Below are 20737 nucleotides of genomic sequence, written 5' to 3'. Positions count from 1 at the left end.
TGACCAGTGGCAGCGACCACCGACACCGAGCACGAACACACCGGCGCGGCGGCGTCCCGGCCCTCCGCGGCCCGGCGCCGTCCCGGCCCGATCGCCATGGCGGTGAGCGTCTTCGGGGAACTCCTCATCACCGCGGGCCTGGTCCTGGGCCTGTTCGTCGCCTACTCGCTCTGGTGGACGAACGTGGTCGCCGACCGTGCGGCCGGGAAGCAGGCGGACAAGGTTCGTGACGACTGGGCTCACGGCGGGGGCGGCCCGGGTGCGCTGGACACCAAGAACGGCATCGGGTTCCTGCACGTGCCGGCGATGAAGAACGGCGAGGTCCTGGTCGAGAAGGGCACGTCGAACAAGATCCTCAACGACGGTGTCGCCGGGTACTACACCGATCCCGTCAAGGCGGTCCTGCCGATGTCGGGCAAGACCGGCAACTTCTCCCTCGCCGCCCACCGGGACGGTCACGGCGCCAAGTTCCACAACATCGACAAGATCAAGAAGGGCGACCCGATCGTCTTCGAGACGAAGGACAAGTGGTACGTCTACAAGGTCTACGACATCCTTCCCGAGACCTCGAAGTTCAACGTCAAGGTCCTCTCACAGGTCCCGAAGGAGTCCGGCAAGAAGAAGCCGGGCCACTACATCACGCTGACGACCTGCACGCCGGTGTACACGAGCACGTACCGGTACATCGTGTGGGGTGAGCTGGAGCGGGTGGAGAAGGTGAACGCGGACCGGACGCCGCCGAAGGAGCTGCGCTCCTAGCGCAAGGCCTTCGGCCACAAGGCAAGGCCCCGGCGCCCTGTGGAGGGCGCCGGGGCCTTGCCGTCACTCGGGGACCCGGGGGTCAGTCCTCTTCGCGGCCGGTGACTCCGCCGAAGATGCCGCCGTTGCCGCCGCCGCCGTTGTTGTTGCCGCCGTTGTTGCCGAAGCCGACGGTCTGGAGAGTGATCGTCGTCCCCGCCGGGTCGTCGACCTCCTGGTTACCCTGCGGGTCCTGGCCGGAGACGATGGCGGTGTCGCTCTGGTCGCTGCCGCCCGCGAACTGGATGTTCGTGAAGCCGGCCGCCGCAAGGATCTGCTTGGCCTGGCCGACGTTCTGGCCGACGACCTGGGGCACGCGCGTCTTCTGCTGTTCCTTCTTCTTGCCGATCTGGATGTTGACCGACGAGTTCTTGTCGACCGACGTGCCGGCCTGCGGCGTGGTCTGGATGACCTTGCCGACCTGGTTGTCGTCGTCGGTCTCCACCTCGGTGCAGTTGCCGACCAGGTTGCTGGCCGTCATCTGCGCCTTGGCCTGGTCACAGCTCTGGCCGAGGACGTCCGGGACGGTGGACTTCTCCGCCTCCTTGGCGACGGTGAGGGTGATCGTGGAACCCTTCTCCTGGTCCGTGTCGCCCTTGGGGTCCTGCTCGATGACCACACCGGGGGTGCGGTCGGACTCCTCCGTCTTCTGGTCGACCTCGAAGCCCTTGTCCTCGAGCTCGGCCTTGGCCTTCTCGTAGGTCAGGCCGGTCACGTCCGGGACCGTCACCTTCGGCGCCCCGGTCGACACGACCAGGGAGATGGTGTCGCCCTTCTTGACGTCCGTTCCGGCCGTCGGGTCCTGCGAGCAGATGTTGCCCTTGGTCTGGTTCTCGCAGGGCTTCTTGGAGAAGGTCAGTTCCAGATCGGCGTTGTTGGCCAGCTTCCGGGCGTTCTGCTGGGTCTCACCGACGAAGTTGGGCGCGGGGAGCGTGTCGTCGCTCGCACCTCCGCTGCTGCTGAACGCCCATCGCCCGATCAGGATCGCTCCGACCAGCACCAGGACGCCCGCCACCACGAGCAGGATCGTCGAGGTGTTGGACTTGCGCTGCTGTTGGCGGCGCCGGTCGGGGCGGTCGTCGTAGCCGTAGCCGCCGTCGTCCGGGCTCATCGGGGGCAGCATCGACGTGGCGCCCGCGCCGGAGTCCGCGCGCAGGGCCGTCGTCGGCTGGTCGTCCGGGTAGCCGCCGTAGCCCACGGAGCCCATCGCGGCCGTGGCCCCGACCGGCTGGCCGTCGAGGCACGCCTCGATGTCGGCGCGCATCTCGTCGGCGGACTGGTAGCGGTAGTCCGGGTCCTTGACCAGGGCCTTCAGGACGATCGCGTCCATCTCGGGCGTGATCTCGGGGTCGAAGACCGACGGGGCCTGCGCCTCTTCACGTACGTGCTGGTACGCGACGGCGACCGGGGAGTCGCCGACGAAGGGGGGCCGCACGGTGAGGAGTTCGTAGAGCAGACAGCCGGTGGAGTAGAGGTCCGACCTCGCGTCGACCTGCTCGCCCTTCGCCTGCTCCGGCGAGAGGTACTGGGCCGTGCCGATGACCGCCGCGGTCTGCGTCATGGTCATGCCGGAGTCGCCCATGGCGCGGGCGATGCCGAAGTCCATCACCTTGACCTGGCCGTTGCGCGTCAGCATGACGTTCGCGGGCTTGATGTCGCGGTGGACGATCCCGTTGCGGTGGGCGTACTCCAGGCCCTGGAGGATGCCGATGGTCATCTCCATGGCACGCTCCGGCAGCAGCTTGCGGCCGGAGTGGAGCAGCTCGCGGAGCGTCGAGCCGTCTACGTACTCCATGACGATGTACGGGATCGAGACCCCGTCGATGTAGTCCTCGCCCGTGTCGTAGACCGCGACGATCGCGGGATGGTTGAGCGAGGCGGCCGACTGGGCCTCCCGGCGGAACCGGGCCTGGAAGGAAGGGTCACGCGCGAGATCCGCGCGCAGCGTCTTCACCGCCACGGTGCGGCCGAGGCGGGTGTCATGCGCGAGGTAGACCTCCGCCATGCCACCACGCCCGAGCACCTGGCCCAGTTCGTACCGGCCGCCGAGGCGACGCGGCTCTTCCATAGCTACCTACCAGCCCTCTCCGTCGGTCCCGACCGGAAGCTTGTACGGTCGAGGCTGCCGTCCGGGCCTACCGTACCCGGCTCGCTTTGTGTGACCTGGCCAAGCCCGTCAGCCGATACAGGACCGGTATCGCAACGTGCACCGATGTGAAGCAGACGTGAGCGGGGTCACTTCTCGCTGTCGATGACCGCCTCCATCACGTTCCTCGCGATCGGCGCCGCGAGGCCGCCACCGGAGATGTCGTCACGGACGGCCTTGTCGTCCTCGATCACGACCGCCACGGCGACCGGCGAGCTGCCGTCGTCGCCCTTGGCGTACGAGATGAACCAGGCGTAGGGGTTCTCGCTGTTGTCGACACCGTGCTGGGCGGTACCGGTCTTGCCGCCCACCTTGACGCCGGGGATCTTGGCGTTCGAGCCCGTGCCCTTCTCGACCACGGTCTCCATCATCGACTGGAGGATCTGGGCGTTCTCGGCCGACATCGGCTTGCTCATCTCCTCCGGCTCCGTCTTCTCGATGGTGTCGACGTTCGGGGCCTGGAGTTCGTCGACCATGTACGGCTTCATCAGGGTGCCGTTGTTGGCGACGGCCGAGGCGACCATGGCCATCTGCAGCGGGGTGGCCGCGGTGTTGAACTGGCCGATGGAGGACAGCGCGGTCTGCGAGGGATTCATGTCGTCGGAGAACACCGACGCGCTGGAGCGGACCGGCGTGAACTGCTCCTCAGTGAAGCCGAACTTCTTGGCCGCCTCCAGCATCTTCTCGTTGCCCAGGTCGGCGCCGATCTTGCCGAACACGGTGTTGCAGGAGTACTGGAGCGCCACCCGCAGCGTCGCGTTCTTGCAGGGGATGTTGCCCTCGTTCTTCAGCTGGGTCGTGGTGCCCGGCATGGTCCACGGCAGCGGCGTCTTGGTCTGCTGGTCCGCTTCCGTGTACAGCCCGTCCTCCAGGGCGGCGGCCGCGGTGAGGACCTTGAAGGTGGAACCGGGCGGATACGTCTCGCGCAGGGCCCGGTTGAGCATCGGGTCGTCCGGGTTGTTCTTCTTGTCCAGCTTCTTCCAGGCCTCGGCGTCCTTGGAACTGTTGCCGGCGATCGACGACGGGTCGTACGACGGGTAGGACGCCAGCGCCAGGATCTTGCCGGTGGACGGCTCCAGCGCCACCACCGCGCCCTTGCCGCCCTGCTTCTCCAGGCCGTTGTAGGCGGCCTTCTGCGCGGCGGCGTTGAGCGTCGTGACGACGTTGCCGCCCTCCTTCTTCTTGCCCGTCAGCATGTCGAGCGTGTTGCGGAAGAAGAGCCGGTCGTCATTGCCGGTGAGGATGCCGTCCTCGAGGTTCTCCAGCTGGTTGGCGCCGAAGGCCTGCGAGACGAAGCCGGTGACGGGCGCCCACATGGGCCCGTCCTTGTAGGTGCGCTTGTACTTGTAGTCGCCCGACGTGGTCGTCGCGTGCCCGGTGATGGGGTTGCCGCCGACGATGATGTCGCCGCGCGGCGAGGCGTACCGCTCGATCGAGACGCGGCGGTTCTTCGTATCGGTCCTGAGCTCGTCGGCCTTGACGTACTGGATCCAGTTGTCGCGGATCAGCAGGGCCAGAACGAGCAGGCCGCAGAAGATCGCGATCCGGCGGAGGGGCTTGTTCATGACGGGCGGACCACCTGAGTCATCTCGGCGTCGGGGTCGCCGGCGGGAGCGGGAGCCGGGCGGCGGGCGGTGTCGCTGATGCGCAGCAGGATGCCGATCAAAGCCCAGTTGGCGATCACGGAGGAACCGCCGTAGGCCACGAACGGCAGCGTCATACCGGTCAGCGGGATGAGGCCCATCACACCGCCGGCCACGACGAAGACCTGGAGGCCGAAGGCGCCGGACAGGCCGACGGCCAGCAGCTTGCCGAACGGGTCGCGAGCCGCGAGCGCCGTACGTACGCCCCGCTCGATGATCAGGCCGTAGAGCAGCAGGATCGCCATGACACCGGCGAGGCCCAGCTCCTCGCCGAAGGTGGCGAGGATGAAGTCGGAGTTGGCGGCGAAGCCGATCAGGTCGGAGTTGCCCTGCCCGAGGCCGGTGCCGAGGGTGCCGCCGGAGCCGAAGGCCCACAGGGCCTGCATGGCCTGCTCGGAGTGGACGACACCGTCCTGGACGCCGGCGCGGGAGAGTTCGAACTCGCGCATCGGGTCGAGCCAGGCCTGCACACGCGTCTGGATGTGCGGTTCGAAGCTCGCCACGCCGACGGCACCGACCGCGGACATCAGCAGACCGAAGACGATCCAGCTGGTCCGCTCGGTGGCGACGTACAGCATGATGACGAACATCCCGAAGAACAGCAGCGACGTTCCGAGGTCTGTCTCGAAGACCAGGACGAGGATCGAGATCACCCAGACGACGAGGATCGGACCAAGGTCGCGACCGCGCGGCAGGTACAGGCCCATGAAGCGGCGGCTGGCCAGGGCCAGGGCGTCTCTCTTGACCATGAGGTAGCCGGCGAAGAAGACCGCGAGGGCGATCTTCGCGAACTCGCCGGGCTGGAGCGTACCGAGCCCGGGGATCTTGATCCAGATCTTGGCGCCGTAGACGTCCGCCCCAAGTCCGGGCACGAGCGGCAGGACCAACAGGAACAATGCGCCGGCCATGGAGATGTAGGTGTAGCGCTGCAGGACGCGGTGGTCCTTGAGGAAGATCAGCACGGCCACCAGCAGGGCGACGCCCATCGCGGAGTACAGCAGCTGACGGGGAGCCGCCTCGACGAACGTTTTACTCGCCTGGAGCTTCTTCGACTGGTCCAGCCGCCAGATGACGACCAGCCCGATCCCGTTCAGCAGCGTCGCCAGCGGCAGCATCAGCGGGTCCGCGTACGGCGCGAACTTCCGCACGACGAGATGGCCGACGCCCGCGAGCAGGCCGAGTCCGAGGCCGTAGCTCAACAGGCCCGGCGGCACCGAGTCGTTGAGGGCCAGGCCGACGTTGGCATAGGCGAACACCGGGATGACGACGGCGAACACCAGCAGTGCCAGCTCGGTGTTGCGTCTGCTCGGTGCGCCGATCGCGCCGATGGTCGACGTGTGGTGCGTCGGCGAGTGCGATGTGTTCGTACCGCTCATCGTGTAACAGGGCCTCTCACGGCTTGCCTACTGCTTACCGCACAGCGAGACGACCTTCTGCTCTTCCTCCGAGAGGCTGGGGCCGGGGCTGGGAGTAGGTGCGGTCGTGGACGGGTTCGGGGACTTCTCAGGCGTCGACGGCGAGCCCGACGGGTTCGACGGGTTCGGCGTCGGTGTGGCCTTGGACGTGAAGGAGGCTGGAGTGGTTCCCGTGGTGCCCCCGGCCTCGCCCTCGCCGGTCTTGGCGTTGTTCTGGCTCTCGGCTTCGCGCCGCTGCGCCTCCTTCTTGCACGCGGAGGCCTGCACCGACAGTTCCTGGATCTTCGCCTGGGCGTTCTTCAGCCCGCCCTCGGCGATGGTCGCCTTGACCAGCTTCTGCTGGTAGGGCGGCAGGTACTTGAGTTCGATCTCGGGGTGGTCCTTCTCGACCTTCGAGAGCGACACCCACGCCAGGTCCTGGCTGATGCCCCGGTACAGCGCGACGTGCTCGTCCTCGGCGCCGACGTAGTACTGCGTCTGTGTCCAGCGCCAGCCGCCGTACAGACCGCCGCCGATGACGGCCAGCGCGAGGACGCCGTAGAGGGATCTCTTCAGCCAGCGGCCCTTCCTGCGGGGCTTGGTGAAGTCGCCGTCGTCGTAGTCGAAGCCGGCCGCCGGGATGTAGCCGGTGGTGTCGCCGGAGCCGGGCGGGCCGAACTCGCCGCCCCCGCCGCCCTGGCCGTGCCCGTGGCGGCCGAGCCCGGAGGCGCGGCCCGCGGGGGTCTGCATGATGCCGTTGTCGTGCAGCTGGTGCTGGTTCTCGGCGACGGCGCCGACCACGACCGGGGTGTCGGACAGCTGCCCGGCGAGGGTGTCGCCGGTGTCCAGGTCGAGGACGTCGGCGACGATGACGGTGATGTTGTCCGGGCCGCCGCCGCGCAGCGCCAGCTCGATCAGGTTCTGGACGGTCTCCTGGGGGCCCTGATAGCTGGCGAGGGTGTCCTCCAGGGTCTGGTGGGACACCACGCCGGACAGGCCGTCGGAGCAGATCAGGTAGCGGTCGCCGGCGCGGACCTCGCGGATGGACAGGTCCGGCTCGACGTGGTCGCCGCTGCCGAGCGCGCGCATGAGGAGCGAGCGCTGCGGGTGGGTGGTGGCCTCTTCCTCGGTGATGCGGCCCTCGTCGACCAGGCGCTGCACCCAGGTGTGGTCCTGCGTGATCTGCGTCAGTACGCCGTCGCGGAGGAGGTACGCGCGCGAGTCGCCGACGTGCACCAGGCCGAGGCGCTGGCCGGTCCAGAGCAGGGCGGTGAGGGTGGTCCCCATGCCCTCCAGCTGGGGGTCCTCCTCGACCATCGAGCGCAGCTGGTCGTTGGCGCGCTGCACCGCCGTGCCGAGCGAGGTGAGGATGTCGGAGCCGGGGACGTCGTCGTCGAGCGCGACGATCGTGGAGATGGCCTCGGAGGAGGCGACCTCGCCCGCCGCGGCGCCGCCCATGCCGTCGGCGATGGCGAGCAGGCGCGGGCCGGCGTATCCGGAGTCCTCGTTGCCCTCCCGGATCATCCCCTTGTGCGATCCGGCGGCGAAGCGCAGTGACAGACTCATGCGCACCTCGCCTGTCGGCTCCGGGTACAGCCGGTCGTGTCGAGCCACACTGCCCACCCTCCGGTCGGGAGCGCGCCGGGGCCCGGGGTGGGGCCCGCCACTGCGTGCTCGCTCCGCTCGCGCCTATCCATGATGTAGCACTACTTCCGCAGCTCGATGACGGTCTTGCCGATGCGGATCGGCGCGCCCAGCGCAATCGGTGTGGGAGTCGTCAGCCGGTTCCGGTCCAGGTACGTGCCGTTGGTGGAGCCGAGGTCCTCGACGATCCACTGGCCGTCGCGGTCCGGGTAGATCCTGGCATGGCGGCTGGAGGCGTAGTCGTCGTCCAGCACGATCGTCGAGTCGTGCGCCCGGCCCAGGGTGATGGTCTGGCCCTGGAGCGCGACCGTGGTACCGGTGAGGGTGCCCTCGGTCACGACCAGCTTGGTGGGGGCGTTACGGCCGCGGCGGCCGCCGCCGGACTGCTGGCGCTGCTGCGGCGGGGCCTGGCGGGCGGCCTGCTGCTGCCGGCCGGCCTCCCGTCGCGATCCGCGCTGGGTGACGCGCGTACCGAACAGGTCGCTCCGGATGACCTGCACGGCCACGATCACGAACAGCCACAGTACGGCCAGGAAACCCAGCCGCATGACCGTGAGGGTCAGCTCTGACATTGCCCCCGCTTCACCCTTCGGCTTGCCGGTAAATGATGGTGGTACTGCCCACGACGATCCGCGAGCCGTCGCGGAGCGTAGCGCGGGTGGTGTGCTGCCCGTCCACCACGATGCCGTTGGTGGATCCGAGATCCTGGATCGTCGAGGGCGTTCCGGTCCGGATCTCGCAGTGCCGGCGGGAGACGCCGGGGTCGTCGATCCGCACGTCGGCGTCGGTGCTGCGGCCCAGCACCAGCGTCGGGCGGGAGATCTGATGGCGCGTGCCGTTGATCTCGATCCAGTGGCGGGTGCGTCCGCCGGCCGCCGGGGCGGCCGGGGGCCGCTGGCCGCCCGCGGGCTGCGGGTAGCCGTACCCGCCGGGGCGGCCGCCGGGCGGCGGCGCGGCCGGCATGGGCGGGGCGCCCGCGGGCGCGGCGGCCGGCGGATAGCCGTAGCCGCCGGGACGTCCGGCGGGCGGGGCGGCGGGCGCGGCGCCCGACGGGGCCTGCTGGCTGCTGGAGGAGGCGAGCGTACGGCTGCGCACCCGGTACAGACCGGTGTCCAGGTCGTCGGCCTTCTCCAGGTGCACCTTGATCGGGCCCATGAAGGTGTAGCGCTGCTGCTTGGCGTAGTCACGCACCATGCCGGCGAGCTCGTCACCGAGCTGGCCGGAGTAGGGGCTGAGCCGCTCGAAGTCCGGCGTGCTCAGCTCCACGATGAAGTCGTTGGGCACGACCGTCCGGTCGCGGTTCCAGATGGTGGCGTTGTTGTCGCACTCGCGCTGGAGCGCGCCGGCGATCTCCACGGGCTGGACCTCGGACTTGAACACCTTGGCGAAGGTGCCGTTGACCAGACCTTCGAGACGCTGCTCGAACTTCTTCAGGACTCCCATGGGGCACCTCCTCCGTCGCTGCCGTCCTGTGTACTGCCCTGCGGGCCGCTTGCCTGGTACTGCTTACTGATCGTATCCACGCGCCGCTCGATCGGCTGGTTCCCCCTGTCAGCACGGCCGACGGGTGTCGACGCATGACGAAGTTCCCTGTGGAGCTCCCCTTCGAACTCCTCCGGTGCTACGGCTGCCGCACAACCGCTCTCTCGTACTCCTGACAAGGATCGTAGAGGCGGCTGAAGACCAGTGTCCCGCACCCGGCTGTGGACCCCTACCGCCTCCTGGGGAGACGGGGGGTACCGGTACGAGGTTGATACGTGAAGCGCCACGCGTTGATACGTGGCCGGGGCACCGAAGGTTCGGAGGCGGGTCTGCCTGCGGAAGAACGGATGTGAATCCACCCCGTCCCGCGTGCTAATGTTCTGGGTGTCGGAAGGCGCCAGGCCCCCCAGGGGCAGGAGCCCACGACACACCCAATGCGCGGGTGGCGGAATAGGCAGACGCGCTGGATTCAGGTTCCAGTGCCCGCAAGGGCGTGGGGGTTCAACTCCCCCCTCGCGCACCCCCTGAGAGGGCGGCATCGTTCAGATGCCGCCCTTTCTCGTGTCCGCGGATGTGACGGTTGTCTCGCGGCGCCCGTGGGTTGCACGCGTGTGAGGAAGCTCTCAGGCCTGGTTGGCCCGGGCGTCCCCCAGCGACCGGCCGGGGGCGAAGCGTTCGCGTACGGCGGGGGCGTCGAGGAGGCGGGCCGGGTAGCCGGGGCCGGTGCGGGCGGACATGTCCTGGTGGCGCAGCGGCTCGCCGCAGGAGGAGCAGACGACCCGGGCCTCGGTGTCGTGGTCGCACGGCGTGTGGTGCAGGACGACCGGGGCGCCCTCGTCGCCGGCCAGCCAGCGGTCGCCCCAGGCGTTGATCGCGGCGAGTACGCCGAAGAAGTCGCGGCCCTTGTCCGTCAGCAGGTACTCGTGGCGGACCGGGTCGCTCTGGTAGGCCTGCCGCCGCAGCAGGCCCTCGGACTCCAGGCGCCGCAGCCGGTCGGTGAGGGTGTTGCGGGCGATGCCGAGCGAGCCGATGAAGCCGTCGAAGCGGGATTCGCCGTAGAAGACCTCGCGCAGCACCAGCAGGCTCCAGGCGTCGCCCAGGATGTCGGCGGTGCGGGCGATGGAGCAGGGCCAGGTGTCGAACGAGGTCCGTTTCACGGCTGCCAGGTTATCGGTTTCATCATGAGATGGACCGGCCTCGGCGTCCCTGTGCCCGTCACTCCCGTACGCCCGCCAGTTCCGCCGGGCGGCGGCGCAGGGCCAGGGCGGCCGGGGCGAGTGCCGAGGCCGTGGCGAGGAGGGCGCAGACGGCTGTGGTCGTGCCGAGGGCCTGCCACGGGAGCTCGATCGCGGCCGGGGCCGACAGCAGGGCGAGGGCGCTCGCCATGCCGGCCAGGTTGACGGCGGCGACCAGGAGGCCGAGGAGGGCGCCGGCCGCCACGACCGTCAGGGCCTCGGCGCCGGTCAGCCGCAGGACCTGCCACCGGGTGGCTCCGGCCAGCCGCAGTACGGCCAGGTCGCGGGCCCGGTCGGACGTCGCCATGACCATGGTGTTGGCCACGGAGATGCCCGTGTAGAGGAGGGCGATGCCGAGGACCAGCAGGAGGCCGAGGCGGGTGGTGCGTTTGGTCTCGGGGTGGGTGGCCCGGATCCATTCCGCCCGGGTGAGGACCTGGCCGTTCCCGGCGCCGAGTGCCTGGTGGAGGGCTGTGGCGACGGTTTCCGGGTCCGCGTCGGCGGTCAGGGCCACGTCGATCCGGTCGACCGTGGCGCCGGGGGCGTTGCGCGGGGTGACGTAGACCCCGTTGTCGCCGGTGCCGGTGGTCATCACCGCGGCGATCCGCAGGGTGCGCGGTGTTCCGTCGCCGAGCCAGACCCGGACCCGGTCGCCCACCCGGTGCCGCTGCCACTCCTCGTTGACGATGATCGAGTCGTCGTCGAGGTCGCTCACCGCGCCGGCGGCCAGCGGGAGGCGGGTGGTGGCCGCGAGCGGGCCGGGGGTGGCGGCACGGGCCTCGGAGCGGATGAGGGCGACGTCGTCGTCCAGGACGTGGACGGCCGTCGACGACGTCGGCGACATCTCGGTGCCCCGGACGGCGCGCAGCCGGCGCAGGGCGGACTCGTCGAAGCCGGTGCCGGCGGGCGGGGTCACGACGAAGGCGGCGGTGGTGCGCTCGCTCGTCTCGGCGGTCTTCGCCCGGTTCAGGGTCGCGGTCGCGCCGAGCAGGGAACCCGCGAGGGCGACGGTGACCAGGACGGGCGCCGCGAGCGCGGCGGTGCGGCGCATCCCGGCGGCGGCGTTCTCGCGGACCAGCATGGCGCAGGCACCCGGCAGCCGCGTCAGCAGCCGGGTCAGGGGGCGCAGCACCAGCGGGGAGAGCAGGGCGGCCGCGGTGATCAGCAGCATCGGGCGGCTGATGTAGGACTTGCGGTGCAGCAGGTCGGCCGGGTCTCCGGCCAGGGACAGGCCCAGGGTCACCGCGGCCGTCAGCAGCAGGGCCGTGCCGTACAGCAGGCGGCCCCGGGTGATCGTCCTGCCCTCTGCCGCGGCCTCGCGCAGTGCCTCGGTCGGGCCGGTGCGGCCGGCCCGCCAGGACGCCGCGGTCGCTCCGCACAGTGCGACGAGCAGGCCGGTCCAGAAGGCCGCGTGGTACGGCCAGGTGTGGTCGCCGATGGTGAACCAGGCCGGGGCGAGGCCGTTGCCGACGACCCAGGCCGCGAGGCGGGGCGCTGCGTGGGAGCCGAGGGCGCAGCCGGTGGCCGAGGCGAGGGCGCCGACGGCGAGGGCCTCGGTGAGGACGCTCCGGCGGATCTGGCCCGGGGTGGCACCGGCGGTGCGCAGCAGGGCGAACTCCCGGCGCCGCTGGGCGACCGCGAAGGCGAACGTCGACGCCACGACGAAGACCGACACGAAGGCGGTGACGCCGCCGGCGGTGCCGAACAGGGAGTTCATCGCCGTGAGGGCCTCGCCGTCCCGGCCGGGGTCGGCGTCGGCGAGCCGACGGGCGTTCCCAGTGAGGACCTGGGCGCCGTCGCCCACGGCCTCGCGTACGACTGCGGGTTCGGCCTCGACTGCCAACTGTGTGACCGAGGGGCACAGTTGCGCCGCGCGGGCGTCGGTGAAGAACACGGCGTTCTCGAAGCCGCGCGAGGTGAGTGTGCCGACGACGCGTACCGGCCCCCGGTCGGTGTGGAGCTGCCGGCCCGGGCGCGTCCAGTCGCCGGTGACGGCGACCTCGTCGGCGGCACGTGGGGCCCTTCCGGCGGCGAGGTCGTAGGGGGCGAACGCGGCGGTGGACCAGGGGTGGCCGACGAGGTCCGTGGGGGCGTGAGCGGCTTTCGTGGCGCGGACGGCGAAGGACCTGTCCGCCACGACCGGGCCCAGCTTCCGCAACTGGGCGACGGTCGTCGCGGGGAGGGGGCGCGGGTGGGCGAGCCGGGACTCGCGGTTGCCGATCGGGGTCGGTACGCGCAGCGTGTCCTGGCCCTTGACGACCACGGGCGCCGCCGCGAAGCGTTCGGGGGCGCGCTCCGGAGCGGTGGCCGACGAGGCCAGGGCCAGGCCCGTCACGGTGAGCAGCGCCACGCCCAGCGACAGCGCGACGAAGCTGCCGGTGAAGGTGGCCCAGCGGGTGCGCAGGGTGCGCAGGGCGATGCTCAGCACGGCACGGCCTCCAGTCGGGTCATGCGCGCGGCGACGGTGTCGGCGCTCGGAGCGGTCAACTCCCCGTGGACGCGCCCGTCCACGAGGAACAGCACGCGGTCGGCGTGGGCGGCGGCCACCGGGTCGTGCGTGACCATGACGACCGTCTGGCCCTCGCGGTCGACCATGCCGCGCAGCAGCCCGAGCACCTCGCGGCCGGTCCGGGTGTCCAGGGCGCCGGTCGGTTCGTCGGCGAACAGTACGTCGGGGCGGGTGATCAACGCGCGGGCCAGGGCGACGCGTTGCTGCTGTCCGCCGGAGAGCCGGGACGGTCTGTGCCGGGCTCGTTCGGCGAGGCCGACCTGCTGGAGCGCCTGGCGCACCCGGGCCCTCGGGACGCGCCGGCCGGCCAGCCGCAGGGGCAGGGCGACGTTCTGCTCGGCGGTCAGCGAGGGCAGCAGGTTGAACGCCTGGAAGACGAATCCGACGCGCTCGCGGCGCAGCAGGGTCAGCCGACGCTCGCTCAGCCCGGCCAGTTCGGTGCCGGCGAGGATGACCGAGCCGGAGGTGGGCCGGTCCAGGCCGGCGGCACACTGGAGCAGGGTCGACTTGCCGGAGCCCGAGGGGCCCATGACGGCGGTGAAGGACCCGGCGGGGAACGCCAGGGTGACGTCGTCGAGTGCGGTCACGGGTCCGTATGCCCTGGTGACGGAGTCCAGCCGGATGGCGTCGTGTGTCATGGGTTCCCCCTGGTGTCGGTGTCGCTTCCACGAAACCGGGTGGGGGCGGGCCGGCGCAGTGCGGCGGGGCCTAGACCTGGGGTAGGGCCAGGCATACCCTCCGGCCTCCGCCTGAGCACATGGCCGCGGCCCCGGCCCGCTTCTACGGTGATCCCCATGCATCCTCGGAACGTGTGGCAGGCCATGTCGAGCCCCGGCTATCTGCTGCGGGCGTGGCCGTGGCGGTCGGCCGGATACCTGCTCACCGGCGCGGTGACCGGTGCCGTCGTGCTCGTGGGGATCGTGGTCTCGGTGGCGGCCGGCGGAGTGCTCGCCCTCGCGCTGGTGGGGCTGCCCCTGCTGCTGGGGACGGCCCTGGCGGGCATTCCGGTGGCGGCTCTCGAGCGGTTCCGGCTGCGGCTGGTCGACGCGGAGCGGGCGTCCGACCCGCACGAGACGCCCGGGGAGCCCGGGCTGCGGGCCTGGCTGTCGACCCGGTTGCGGGAGCGGGCCACCTGGCGGGAGCTGGGCCACGCCCTGCTGTTCGCGGGGCTGTTGTGGCCGGTCGACGCTCTCGCCTTCAGCGTCTTCCTGCTGGGGCCGCTCTCCGTGGTGGCGACTCCGCTGCTCATGGCCGTCCTCGGAGAGGCGAAGGTACTCAAGGTGTGGCTGGTCACCACCTGGCCGGCCGCCGTCGGGTTCGCCGTCCTCGGACTGCTCCTGCTCGCCGTGGGCGCCTACCTGCTGGGCGTCGCCGCCGGTGCGCGGGCCGGGCTGGCGCGGCTGCTGATCGCCCCGCGCGAGGCCGACCTGGGGGCCAGGGTGGTCGAACTGGCGCGTTCCCGGGTGCGGTTGGTGGACGCCTTCGAGGCGGAACGGCGGCGGATCGAGCGCGATCTGCACGACGGGGCGCAACAGCGGCTCGTCGCCCTGACGATGACGCTCGGCCTGGCCCGGCTGGACGCCCCGCCGGGCCCGCTGGCCGAGCAGCTCGCCAAGGCCCACGAGCAGGCGGGCACGGCCCTCGCGGAACTGCGCGAGCTCATCCACGGCATCCACCCCAAGGTCCTCGCCGACTACGGCCTCGAAGCGGCCGTCGCCGACGCCGCCGACCGCTCGGCCGTGCCTGTGGACATCGATCTGGAGCTGCCCGGGCGGTTCTCCCAGGCCGTCGAGGCCGCCGCGTACTTCGTGGTGTGCGAGGCGCTCGCCAACGTGGGCAGGCACAGCGGGGCGAGCCGGGCGGAGGTGAGCGGCGGGCACCGCGACGGTCGGCTGGTCCTGCAGATCCGCGACGACGGGCGCGGTGGTGCGCGGGCAGGGCAGGGCAGCGGGCTGACCGGACTCGCCGACCGGGTGTCGGTGCTCGATGGCAGACTCTCCCTGTCCAGTCCGCCCGGCGGACCGACCCTGCTGCGTGTGGAGATCCCTTGTGGCCCTGCGAGTTGAGCGACCGCTGCGGGTGGTACTGGCCGAGGACAGCGTGCTGCTGCGGGACGGGCTCGTCGGGCTGCTCGGCCGCTGCGGACACGAGGTCGTCGCGGCCGTGGGGGACGCCGAGGCACTGATCGCGGCCGTCGGGGAGCACGCCCCCGACGTGGTCGTGACGGACGTGCGGATGCCGCCCGGCTTCCAGGACGAGGGCCTGCACGCGGCGGTACGGCTGCGCGGGGAGCGGCCCACGTTGCCCGTTCTGGTCCTCAGCCAGTACGTGCAGCGCCGGTACGCCGCCGAGCTGCTGGACTCCGGTGACGGCACGGGCGTCGGCTATCTGCTCAAGGACCGGGTCGGCCAGGTCGAGGAGTTCGTCGAGGCGCTCGGAGAGGTGGCCGACGGCGGCACGGTCGTCGACCCCGAGGTCGTACGGCAGTTGCTGCGCCGCCGCCGCGATCCGCTGGAGCGGCTCACGCCGCGTGAGCGGGAGGTGCTGGCGCTGATCGCGGAGGGCAGGTCCAACAGCGCGATCGCCCGCGAACTGGTCGTCTCCGAGGCGGCCGTGGGCAAGCACGTCTCCGGCATCCTCACCAAGCTGGACCTGCCACCGGCGGTCGAGACCCATCGCCGGGTGCTGGCCGTGCTGGCGTATTTGCGGGCGTAGGCGGGTGGGCGACGGGCCACTCGCCTGGCGGGGGCGGCCGGGCGGGGACCTTCGGTTTGTCGGGTCCGGGGGTGGCGGGGAGGGCGGGGGGTGGGTCCTCGGCCGTCTCTTGTGCGGGGCTGTGGGGGTGACCGCGAGGGCCTCCTCGGCTCCCTCCCGCCTGGATCTGGCGGGGATGGCCGGGCGACGGCCCTGGCCGGTCTTGTGCGGGGCTGGCGGGGACGGCGGGGTGAAGGGCCCCCGGCCCGGCCCCTGTCCGGGCCTCGCGGGGATGGCCGGGCGGAGACCTTCGGCGGTGTCGTGCCGGCCTGGCGGGGATGGTTGGGCGACGGCCCTCGGTCGGTCCCGTGCTGGGCTGGCGGGGCGAAGCGGCCTCTCGGTCCGGCCCTTGCCCGGGCCTGGCGGCGATGGCCGGGCGACGGTCCTCGGTCGGTCCCGTGCCGGGCTGGCGGGGACGGTGGGGCGAAGCGCCCTCTGGGCCCGGTCCCTTGCCCGGGCCTGGCGGGGATGGCCGGGCGAAGTCTTTCGGCGGTGTCGTGCCGGCCTGGCGGCGATGGTCGGGCGACGGTCCTCGGTCGGTCCCGTGCTGGGCTGGCGGGATGGCGGGGCGAAGCGCCCTCTGGGCCCGGCCCCTTGCCGGGCCTGGCGGGGATGGCTGGGCGGAGGTCCTCGCTCGGTCTCGTTCCGGCCTGGCGAGCACGGCCAGGTGGAGGCCATCTCTGCCCGGCCCGCCCGGGCCTGGTGGGCACGGCTGGGCGAATGCCCCCGGCTCAACGGCGCGTTGTGCAAAAACCAGCGAGTTGGTTTCATTGCGTCGCCATCAGAGCCCTCCACGGGAGCCAGGGGTGACCAAACAGGACCGGGCCGTCCGGACCCGTCTCGCGCTGATCCGGTCGGCGGCCGAGCAGTTCGAGGCACGGGGATACGTCCGGGCCAGTCTTGCCGACATCAGCGCGGGCGCGGGCGTCAGTTCCGGCGCGCTGCACTTCCACTTCGAGAACAAGGCCGCCGTGGCCGAAGCAGTCGAGCACGCGGCCGCCCACGCCCTGCGCCAGGTCGCGGCCCGGGGCCGCGGCGGCGACGCGTGCGCCCTCCAGCGCCTCGTGGACGTCACGCACCACGTCGCCCGGCTGCTGTGCGCCGACGTCGTGGTGCGCGCGGGGCTGCGGCTCAACGCCGAGGCGGTCGCCGGGAGAGTGCGTGACCTGCGCCGGGAGTGGCGGGAGTGCGTGCACGAGCTGCTGGCCGAAGCGGAGCGCAGGGGCGAACTCGTCGCCGGGATGCCGCCCCACCGCTCCAGCGCCGTCGTCCTCGCCGCCACGACCGGCATCGAGGTGCTGGCCCGGGAGGACCCCGGCTGGCTCACCCGCCCCTCGCTGACCGACCTGTGGCACCTGCTCCTGCCGTGCGTGGCCGCACCGCAGCTGGCCGGCGCGCTAGACCCGGCCGGGACCGAGCCGGTCCATGCGGAGGCGGACGTCGGCAGCCAGGCGGACGGGGCGTTGAATGCGCCGGGCCGGGCGGGGCTCGCGCTGCGATAGCGGGCCGTTCCGGCTAGCGGGGCGTCCCAGCTAGCGGCGCATCCCGGCTGACGCCCGGTCGGCCTTCCCATGGCCGACAGTGCGTGAAGTGGTGGCCAAAACAAACCGGATGCCAAGTTTTTTCGCCACTCTGATCGCACGATGGTTTCCCAGCCTCTGGACCAAGGAGCGATGAGTCATGGCACAGCAGGCCTGCCCCTTCCTGTCGATCGACCCGTCCGGCCAGGACCTCTACGGCGAGATTGCCCGGATCCGGGCCCAGGGACCGGCCGTGGAGGTGGAGCTCCCGGGCGGCGTACGGGCATGGTGGATCAACGGCCTGGAGCTGAACAAACGGCTCCTGGCCGGCCCCGAGACGAGCAAGGACGCCTTCCAGCACTGGCCGGCCTGGATCAACGGGGACATCTCCCGTACCTGGCCGCTCGCGATCTGGGTGTCGGTGCGCAACATGGTCACGGCCTACGGCACCGACCACAGCCGGCTGCGCAAACCGATGGCCGCCGCCTTCACCAAACGCCGTGTCGACGCGCTGCTGCCGCGCGTCCAGGAGATCGTCCACCGGGCGCTGGACGACCTGGAGCGGATCCCGGAGGGCGAAGTCGTCGACCTGCGCGCGTCGTTCGCGGCGCCGATACCGCACGAGGTGGTGTGCGAACTCTTCGGCGTACCGCCGGGTGAGGACGGTCCGCGCGGGGCCCTCTACCGCATCATCAACCGCTTCTTCGACACGGCGATCACCCTGGAGGACGCCCAGGCCAACGGGGTCGAGCTGTACGGCACGCTGACCGCGTTCCTCCAGTACAAGCGCGAGCACCCGGCCGACGATCTGACGACGGCACTCATGGCGGCGCACGACGACGGCAGCCTCAGCGAACAGGAGCTGATGGACAACCTGATCCTGCTGCTCACCGCGGGCTTCGAGACGACCGTCAACCTCATCGACAACACCGTGCACAGCCTGCTCGCCCACCCCGACCAGCTCGAACTCGTCCGCACCGGGCAGGTGACCTGGGAGGACGCCATCGAGGAATCGCTGCGCTTCGAGGCGCCCGGTGCCATGTCGGGACTGCGCTACGCCGTCGAGGACATCGAGATCGAGCCAGGTCTGACGATCCCGAAGGGCGATCCGGTCGTGGTGTCGTTCGCCGGTGCCGGACGCGATCCCGAGCGGCACGGCCCGGACGCCGAACGGTTCGACGTCACCCGGTCCACCAGCCGCGACCACGTCTCCTTCGGCCACGGCGTGCACCACTGCCTGGGCCGCCCCCTGGCCATGGCCGAGGCGACGGTGGCCCTGACGTCCCTGTTCGACCGGTTCCCGCGGCTGGCCCTGGCCGATCCGTCCCGGCCGCCGCAGCGGCTGCGGTCCATCATCTCCACGGGGCACCAGGAGTTGCCCGTGCTGCTGCACGGCCGCGATCCCGGTCCGCAGCCGGGTCCGCGTCCGGAGGAGGCGGAGGCGATCAGGAAGCTGTCCGGCCTTGGAGGAACGAGCGGTACCAGGGTGCCGCGCGCCTGAAGCCGGCCGCGAACCCCTCGCCGGGCGAGCAGTCGAGGTCCTTCCAGAAGGCGTCGTCCACGAACCAGTGGTCGACCGTGAGCATGCCGAGATGGTGGAGGGCGAGCGGCTTCCCTGCGGCCCGGTCCAGGGCGGTGGCGACGTCCACCGCCGCACCGCCGCCGGGCTCCTCCCGCAGGGTGCGCACGGCCCCGAGCAGGTCCGGGACGCTCACCGGCTCGGGGTGGCCGACGTGGTGCACACCGCCGTCGTGCGCCGGGGACAGGGCCGCGGCCGCCACCGCACGGCCCAGGGTGTCGACGTCGATCATCGACTGGAGCGCGTCGCAGCCGGTGAGGGTCGTCGCCGACAACTCGTCCAGCAGCCACAGCAGTCCGGGGACGACCCACCGGTCGCCCTCGCCGTAGACGAGGTGCGGGCGCAGCACCAGGCCGCCGGCGTCGAGGACGTGCCGTTCGGCGGCGGCCCGGGTGCGGCTGGTGGCCGACGCGGGCGCGATCGGCACCTCCCCGGGGCGCACTCCGCGGAATGGGCCCCGGCCGTACACGGCGGCCGTGCTCACGTACACGATCCGGCGCACCCCGGCGCGCACGGCCTCCTCGACCAGGGCTCGCGTGCCCAGGTCGTTGACGGCCTCGACGGTGTCGGCGTCGCCGCCGATCCGCGTGGCGCAGTGCACCAGGACGTCGGTGCCCTCGCAGGTGCCGCGCAGGGAGGGCGGGTCGCAGAGGTCGCCGTGGACGAACGCGCCGGGGCCGGCTTCCGGGTGGCCGCGGCGTGTCAAGTGCCGTACTCGGACACCGGGTTGCCGGTGTGCTGCGGCTGCGACCCGGCTGCCGACGAAGCCGCTCGCGCCCGTGATCAGAAGGTCGACCGTCACGACGGTGACCGTACCCGGGCCGGTTGCGCACAGGTCAGCGTGGCGCTGAAGACGGACTCGCCGTCCTGCCGCCCCGAGACCCGTACGGTCGTCTCCCCCGGGTCCTGCGGGGCCTGCGGGTCCTCGTCGAGGATCTCCGTCTCGATCCAGCACGGGCTGTGCAGCTCGGCGTACCGGGAGAAGGCCGCCGTCATCGAGCGGGGCAGGAAGGGGTGCCGGCCGGACGCGGCGGTCGCTGCCTGGCGGGCCGCCTCGAACAGGACCATGCCGGGCACATGGTCGTTGGGCCGGGGGAAGAGCACCGGATGGCCGGTGTCCACGCGCAGCCGCCAGACGCCCGGGCGGTCGGCGGGGGCGAGGACGACGTCCTCGGCGCGGGAGCGGCCGGCGAGTGCCGGTGATATGCCCGGCAGCAGCGGCACCGGGGTGCCCACTTCGGCCAACTGCCTGGCCCGCAGACGGCGGTAGGCGAGCGGCGAGGTGCAGCCGGTGCTGCCGGTGCCGCGGGCGACGAAGCGTCCCGCGCGGCGGAACTCCATCGTGGTCCGCATGCTGTGCAGGCCGCGACCGCGACGGCGTATCTCTGAGCACACGACGTCGACGTCGACCGGTTCCGCCGCGTCCGACAGCAGGAGCGCGGACGGGTCGGTGTGGACCGTCAGGTCCCACATGACGAAGTGGGTGTCGGCGGGGGCGCCGAACTCGGCGTGAGCGAGCACCATCGAGGCCTGCCGCAACGTTTCGCCTACGACCATCGGGTCCTGGTGGCGGTCGTCCACGGGTCCGAAGAAGGCGTGGACGGCCGGCCAGTGAGCGGTGAAGCGGAAGCGGGTGTCGGAGATTCGGCGCCACCGGACGGGGAAGACGTCTGCTTCGGCGGTGCGGTGGGCGAGTTCCTTGGTGACCGGCACGGCCGAGGTGACCGGGGTGACCAAGGGGGCTTCGAGGGCTTCGGGGGGTTCTGTGGGGTCGGTGGCGGCGGCTTGTGGCGCGTTCTCGACGGCCACAGCGGTTCTGTTTGCCGGACGGCCCCGCTGTCCGGTCTGATCGTCCGTGGGTGCGCTTAAAGGTTCTGACTGCGGCATGAGAACCCCCAGGATCGGCTGCCTGGCTGAGAGTCGGCGTTTGACTAAGATACGGACGAGCCGGTTTTTTTCAAAGGGTTGGCCAAACCGCTGGGACAGGCTCCCGCGCCCCCGCTGCACAGCGATTTCACAGGGATCGACGGAGA

Annotated in this window: 16 protein-coding genes and 1 tRNA gene; 6 read left to right on the top strand and 11 right to left on the bottom strand. The window is 71.5% G+C overall.

The annotated features are described in order from the left end of the window. The first annotated feature begins 6 nt into the window (after positions 1-6). Complete coding sequence (locus ACH4G3_RS13260) at positions 7-759, top strand: class E sortase (RefSeq protein WP_397624555.1); 753 nt, start codon at positions 7-9, stop codon at positions 757-759. Between the two features lie 82 nt (positions 760-841). On the opposite strand, the gene pknB is transcribed toward ACH4G3_RS13260, so the two are convergent. From pknB to ACH4G3_RS13230, 6 genes are all read right to left on the bottom strand, one after another. Continuing rightward, positions 842-2866 carry a Stk1 family PASTA domain-containing Ser/Thr kinase gene (gene pknB / locus ACH4G3_RS13255; RefSeq protein ID WP_397624554.1) on the bottom strand — a complete coding sequence of 675 codons (2025 nt, stop codon included), beginning with the start codon at positions 2864-2866 and terminating at the stop codon, positions 842-844. A gap of 167 nt (positions 2867-3033) precedes the next feature. Next, a complete protein-coding gene (locus tag ACH4G3_RS13250) occupies positions 3034-4509 on the bottom strand; it encodes a peptidoglycan D,D-transpeptidase FtsI family protein (protein ID WP_397624553.1) in 1476 nt (491 codons plus the stop codon). Further along, positions 4506-5963 (bottom strand): FtsW/RodA/SpoVE family cell cycle protein, encoded by a 1458-nt coding sequence (locus ACH4G3_RS13245; RefSeq protein WP_397624552.1) that lies wholly within the window; start codon positions 5961-5963, stop codon positions 4506-4508. Before ACH4G3_RS13245 ends, ACH4G3_RS13250 begins: the two co-directional genes overlap by 4 nt. Before the next feature lie 27 nt (positions 5964-5990). After that, the gene (locus ACH4G3_RS13240; RefSeq protein WP_397624551.1) at positions 5991-7547 is read right to left on the bottom strand and encodes a Stp1/IreP family PP2C-type Ser/Thr phosphatase; all 1557 of its coding nucleotides are present in this window, start codon (positions 7545-7547) and stop codon (positions 5991-5993) included. A 140-nt stretch (positions 7548-7687) separates the two neighbouring features. Next, the gene (locus tag ACH4G3_RS13235; protein WP_020273104.1) at positions 7688-8197 is read right to left on the bottom strand and encodes an FHA domain-containing protein FhaB/FipA; all 510 of its coding nucleotides are present in this window, start codon (positions 8195-8197) and stop codon (positions 7688-7690) included. Positions 8198-8207: 10 nt separating this feature from the next. Then, positions 8208-9068 carry an FhaA domain-containing protein gene (locus tag ACH4G3_RS13230; protein WP_397624550.1) on the bottom strand — a complete coding sequence of 287 codons (861 nt, stop codon included), beginning with the start codon at positions 9066-9068 and terminating at the stop codon, positions 8208-8210. 475 nt (positions 9069-9543) lie between these two features. Between ACH4G3_RS13230 and ACH4G3_RS13225 the strand changes: the two genes are divergently transcribed. After that, positions 9544-9627, top strand: a tRNA-Leu gene (locus tag ACH4G3_RS13225). A 103-nt stretch (positions 9628-9730) separates the two neighbouring features. Here ACH4G3_RS13225 and ACH4G3_RS13220 read toward each other — a convergent pair. Genes ACH4G3_RS13220 through ACH4G3_RS13210 form a run of 3 tightly spaced genes read right to left on the bottom strand, consistent with a single transcriptional unit; the run spans position 9731 to position 13489 of the window. Next, complete coding sequence (locus ACH4G3_RS13220; RefSeq protein ID WP_397624549.1) at positions 9731-10264, bottom strand: winged helix-turn-helix transcriptional regulator; 534 nt, start codon at positions 10262-10264, stop codon at positions 9731-9733. 58 nt (positions 10265-10322) lie between these two features. Continuing rightward, entirely contained in the window at positions 10323-12770 is a 2448-nt protein-coding gene (locus tag ACH4G3_RS13215; protein WP_397624548.1) for an FtsX-like permease family protein, read from the bottom strand. Next, positions 12764-13489, bottom strand: coding sequence for an ABC transporter ATP-binding protein (locus ACH4G3_RS13210; protein ID WP_397624547.1), 726 nt, complete (start codon positions 13487-13489; stop codon positions 12764-12766). Before ACH4G3_RS13210 ends, ACH4G3_RS13215 begins: the two co-directional genes overlap by 7 nt. Before the next feature lie 183 nt (positions 13490-13672). On the opposite strand from ACH4G3_RS13210, the gene ACH4G3_RS13205 reads away from it, so the two are divergent. From ACH4G3_RS13205 to ACH4G3_RS13190, 4 genes are all read left to right on the top strand, one after another. Continuing rightward, entirely contained in the window at positions 13673-14917 is a 1245-nt protein-coding gene (locus ACH4G3_RS13205) for a sensor histidine kinase (protein WP_397624761.1), read from the top strand. After that, positions 14907-15566 carry a response regulator transcription factor gene (locus ACH4G3_RS13200; protein ID WP_243382708.1) on the top strand — a complete coding sequence of 220 codons (660 nt, stop codon included), beginning with the start codon at positions 14907-14909 and terminating at the stop codon, positions 15564-15566. Before ACH4G3_RS13205 ends, ACH4G3_RS13200 begins: the two co-directional genes overlap by 11 nt. Positions 15567-16411: 845 nt before the next feature. Then, complete coding sequence (locus tag ACH4G3_RS13195) at positions 16412-17107, top strand: ScbR family autoregulator-binding transcription factor (protein WP_397624546.1); 696 nt, start codon at positions 16412-16414, stop codon at positions 17105-17107. Positions 17108-17285: 178 nt separating this feature from the next. Continuing rightward, entirely contained in the window at positions 17286-18626 is a 1341-nt protein-coding gene (locus ACH4G3_RS13190; RefSeq protein ID WP_397624545.1) for a cytochrome P450 family protein, read from the top strand. On the opposite strand, the gene ACH4G3_RS13185 is transcribed toward ACH4G3_RS13190, so the two are convergent. Further along, positions 18571-19506 (bottom strand): NAD-dependent epimerase/dehydratase family protein, encoded by a 936-nt coding sequence (locus ACH4G3_RS13185; protein WP_397624544.1) that lies wholly within the window; start codon positions 19504-19506, stop codon positions 18571-18573. The two genes, ACH4G3_RS13190 and ACH4G3_RS13185, sit on opposite strands and share 56 nt — an antisense overlap. Continuing rightward, positions 19503-20513, bottom strand: coding sequence for a ScbA/BarX family gamma-butyrolactone biosynthesis protein (locus ACH4G3_RS13180; RefSeq protein ID WP_397624543.1), 1011 nt, complete (start codon positions 20511-20513; stop codon positions 19503-19505). The genes ACH4G3_RS13185 and ACH4G3_RS13180 overlap by 4 nt, the downstream gene beginning before the upstream one ends. Positions 20514-20737: the final 224 nt, after the last annotated feature.

It is taken from the genome of Streptomyces afghaniensis (assembly GCF_044327915.1).
Classification (GTDB): Bacteria; Actinomycetota; Actinomycetes; order Streptomycetales; family Streptomycetaceae; genus Streptomyces; species Streptomyces afghaniensis.
Note: the sequence above shows the minus strand (reverse complement) of the source record. Positions and strands in the feature narration are given on the sequence as shown.

Bases quoted from the DNA above. Each gene is read 5' to 3' on its own strand.
- pknB (WP_397624554.1), bottom strand. From the start codon at position 2,866: ATGGAAGAGCCGCGTCGCCTCGGCGGCCGGTACGAACTGGGCCAGGTG.
- ACH4G3_RS13250 (WP_397624553.1), bottom strand. From the start codon at position 4,509: ATGAACAAGCCCCTCCGCCGGATCGCGATCTTCTGCGGCCTGCTCGTT.
- ACH4G3_RS13245 (WP_397624552.1), bottom strand. From the start codon at position 5,963: ATGAGCGGTACGAACACATCGCACTCGCCGACGCACCACACGTCGACC.
- ACH4G3_RS13240 (WP_397624551.1), bottom strand. From the start codon at position 7,547: ATGAGTCTGTCACTGCGCTTCGCCGCCGGATCGCACAAGGGGATGATC.
- ACH4G3_RS13235 (WP_020273104.1), bottom strand. From the start codon at position 8,197: ATGTCAGAGCTGACCCTCACGGTCATGCGGCTGGGTTTCCTGGCCGTA.
- ACH4G3_RS13230 (WP_397624550.1), bottom strand. From the start codon at position 9,068: ATGGGAGTCCTGAAGAAGTTCGAGCAGCGTCTCGAAGGTCTGGTCAAC.
- ACH4G3_RS13210 (WP_397624547.1), bottom strand. From the start codon at position 13,489: ATGACACACGACGCCATCCGGCTGGACTCCGTCACCAGGGCATACGGA.
- ACH4G3_RS13205 (WP_397624761.1), top strand. From the start codon at position 13,673: ATGTCGAGCCCCGGCTATCTGCTGCGGGCGTGGCCGTGGCGGTCGGCC.
- ACH4G3_RS13190 (WP_397624545.1), top strand. From the start codon at position 17,286: ATGGCACAGCAGGCCTGCCCCTTCCTGTCGATCGACCCGTCCGGCCAG.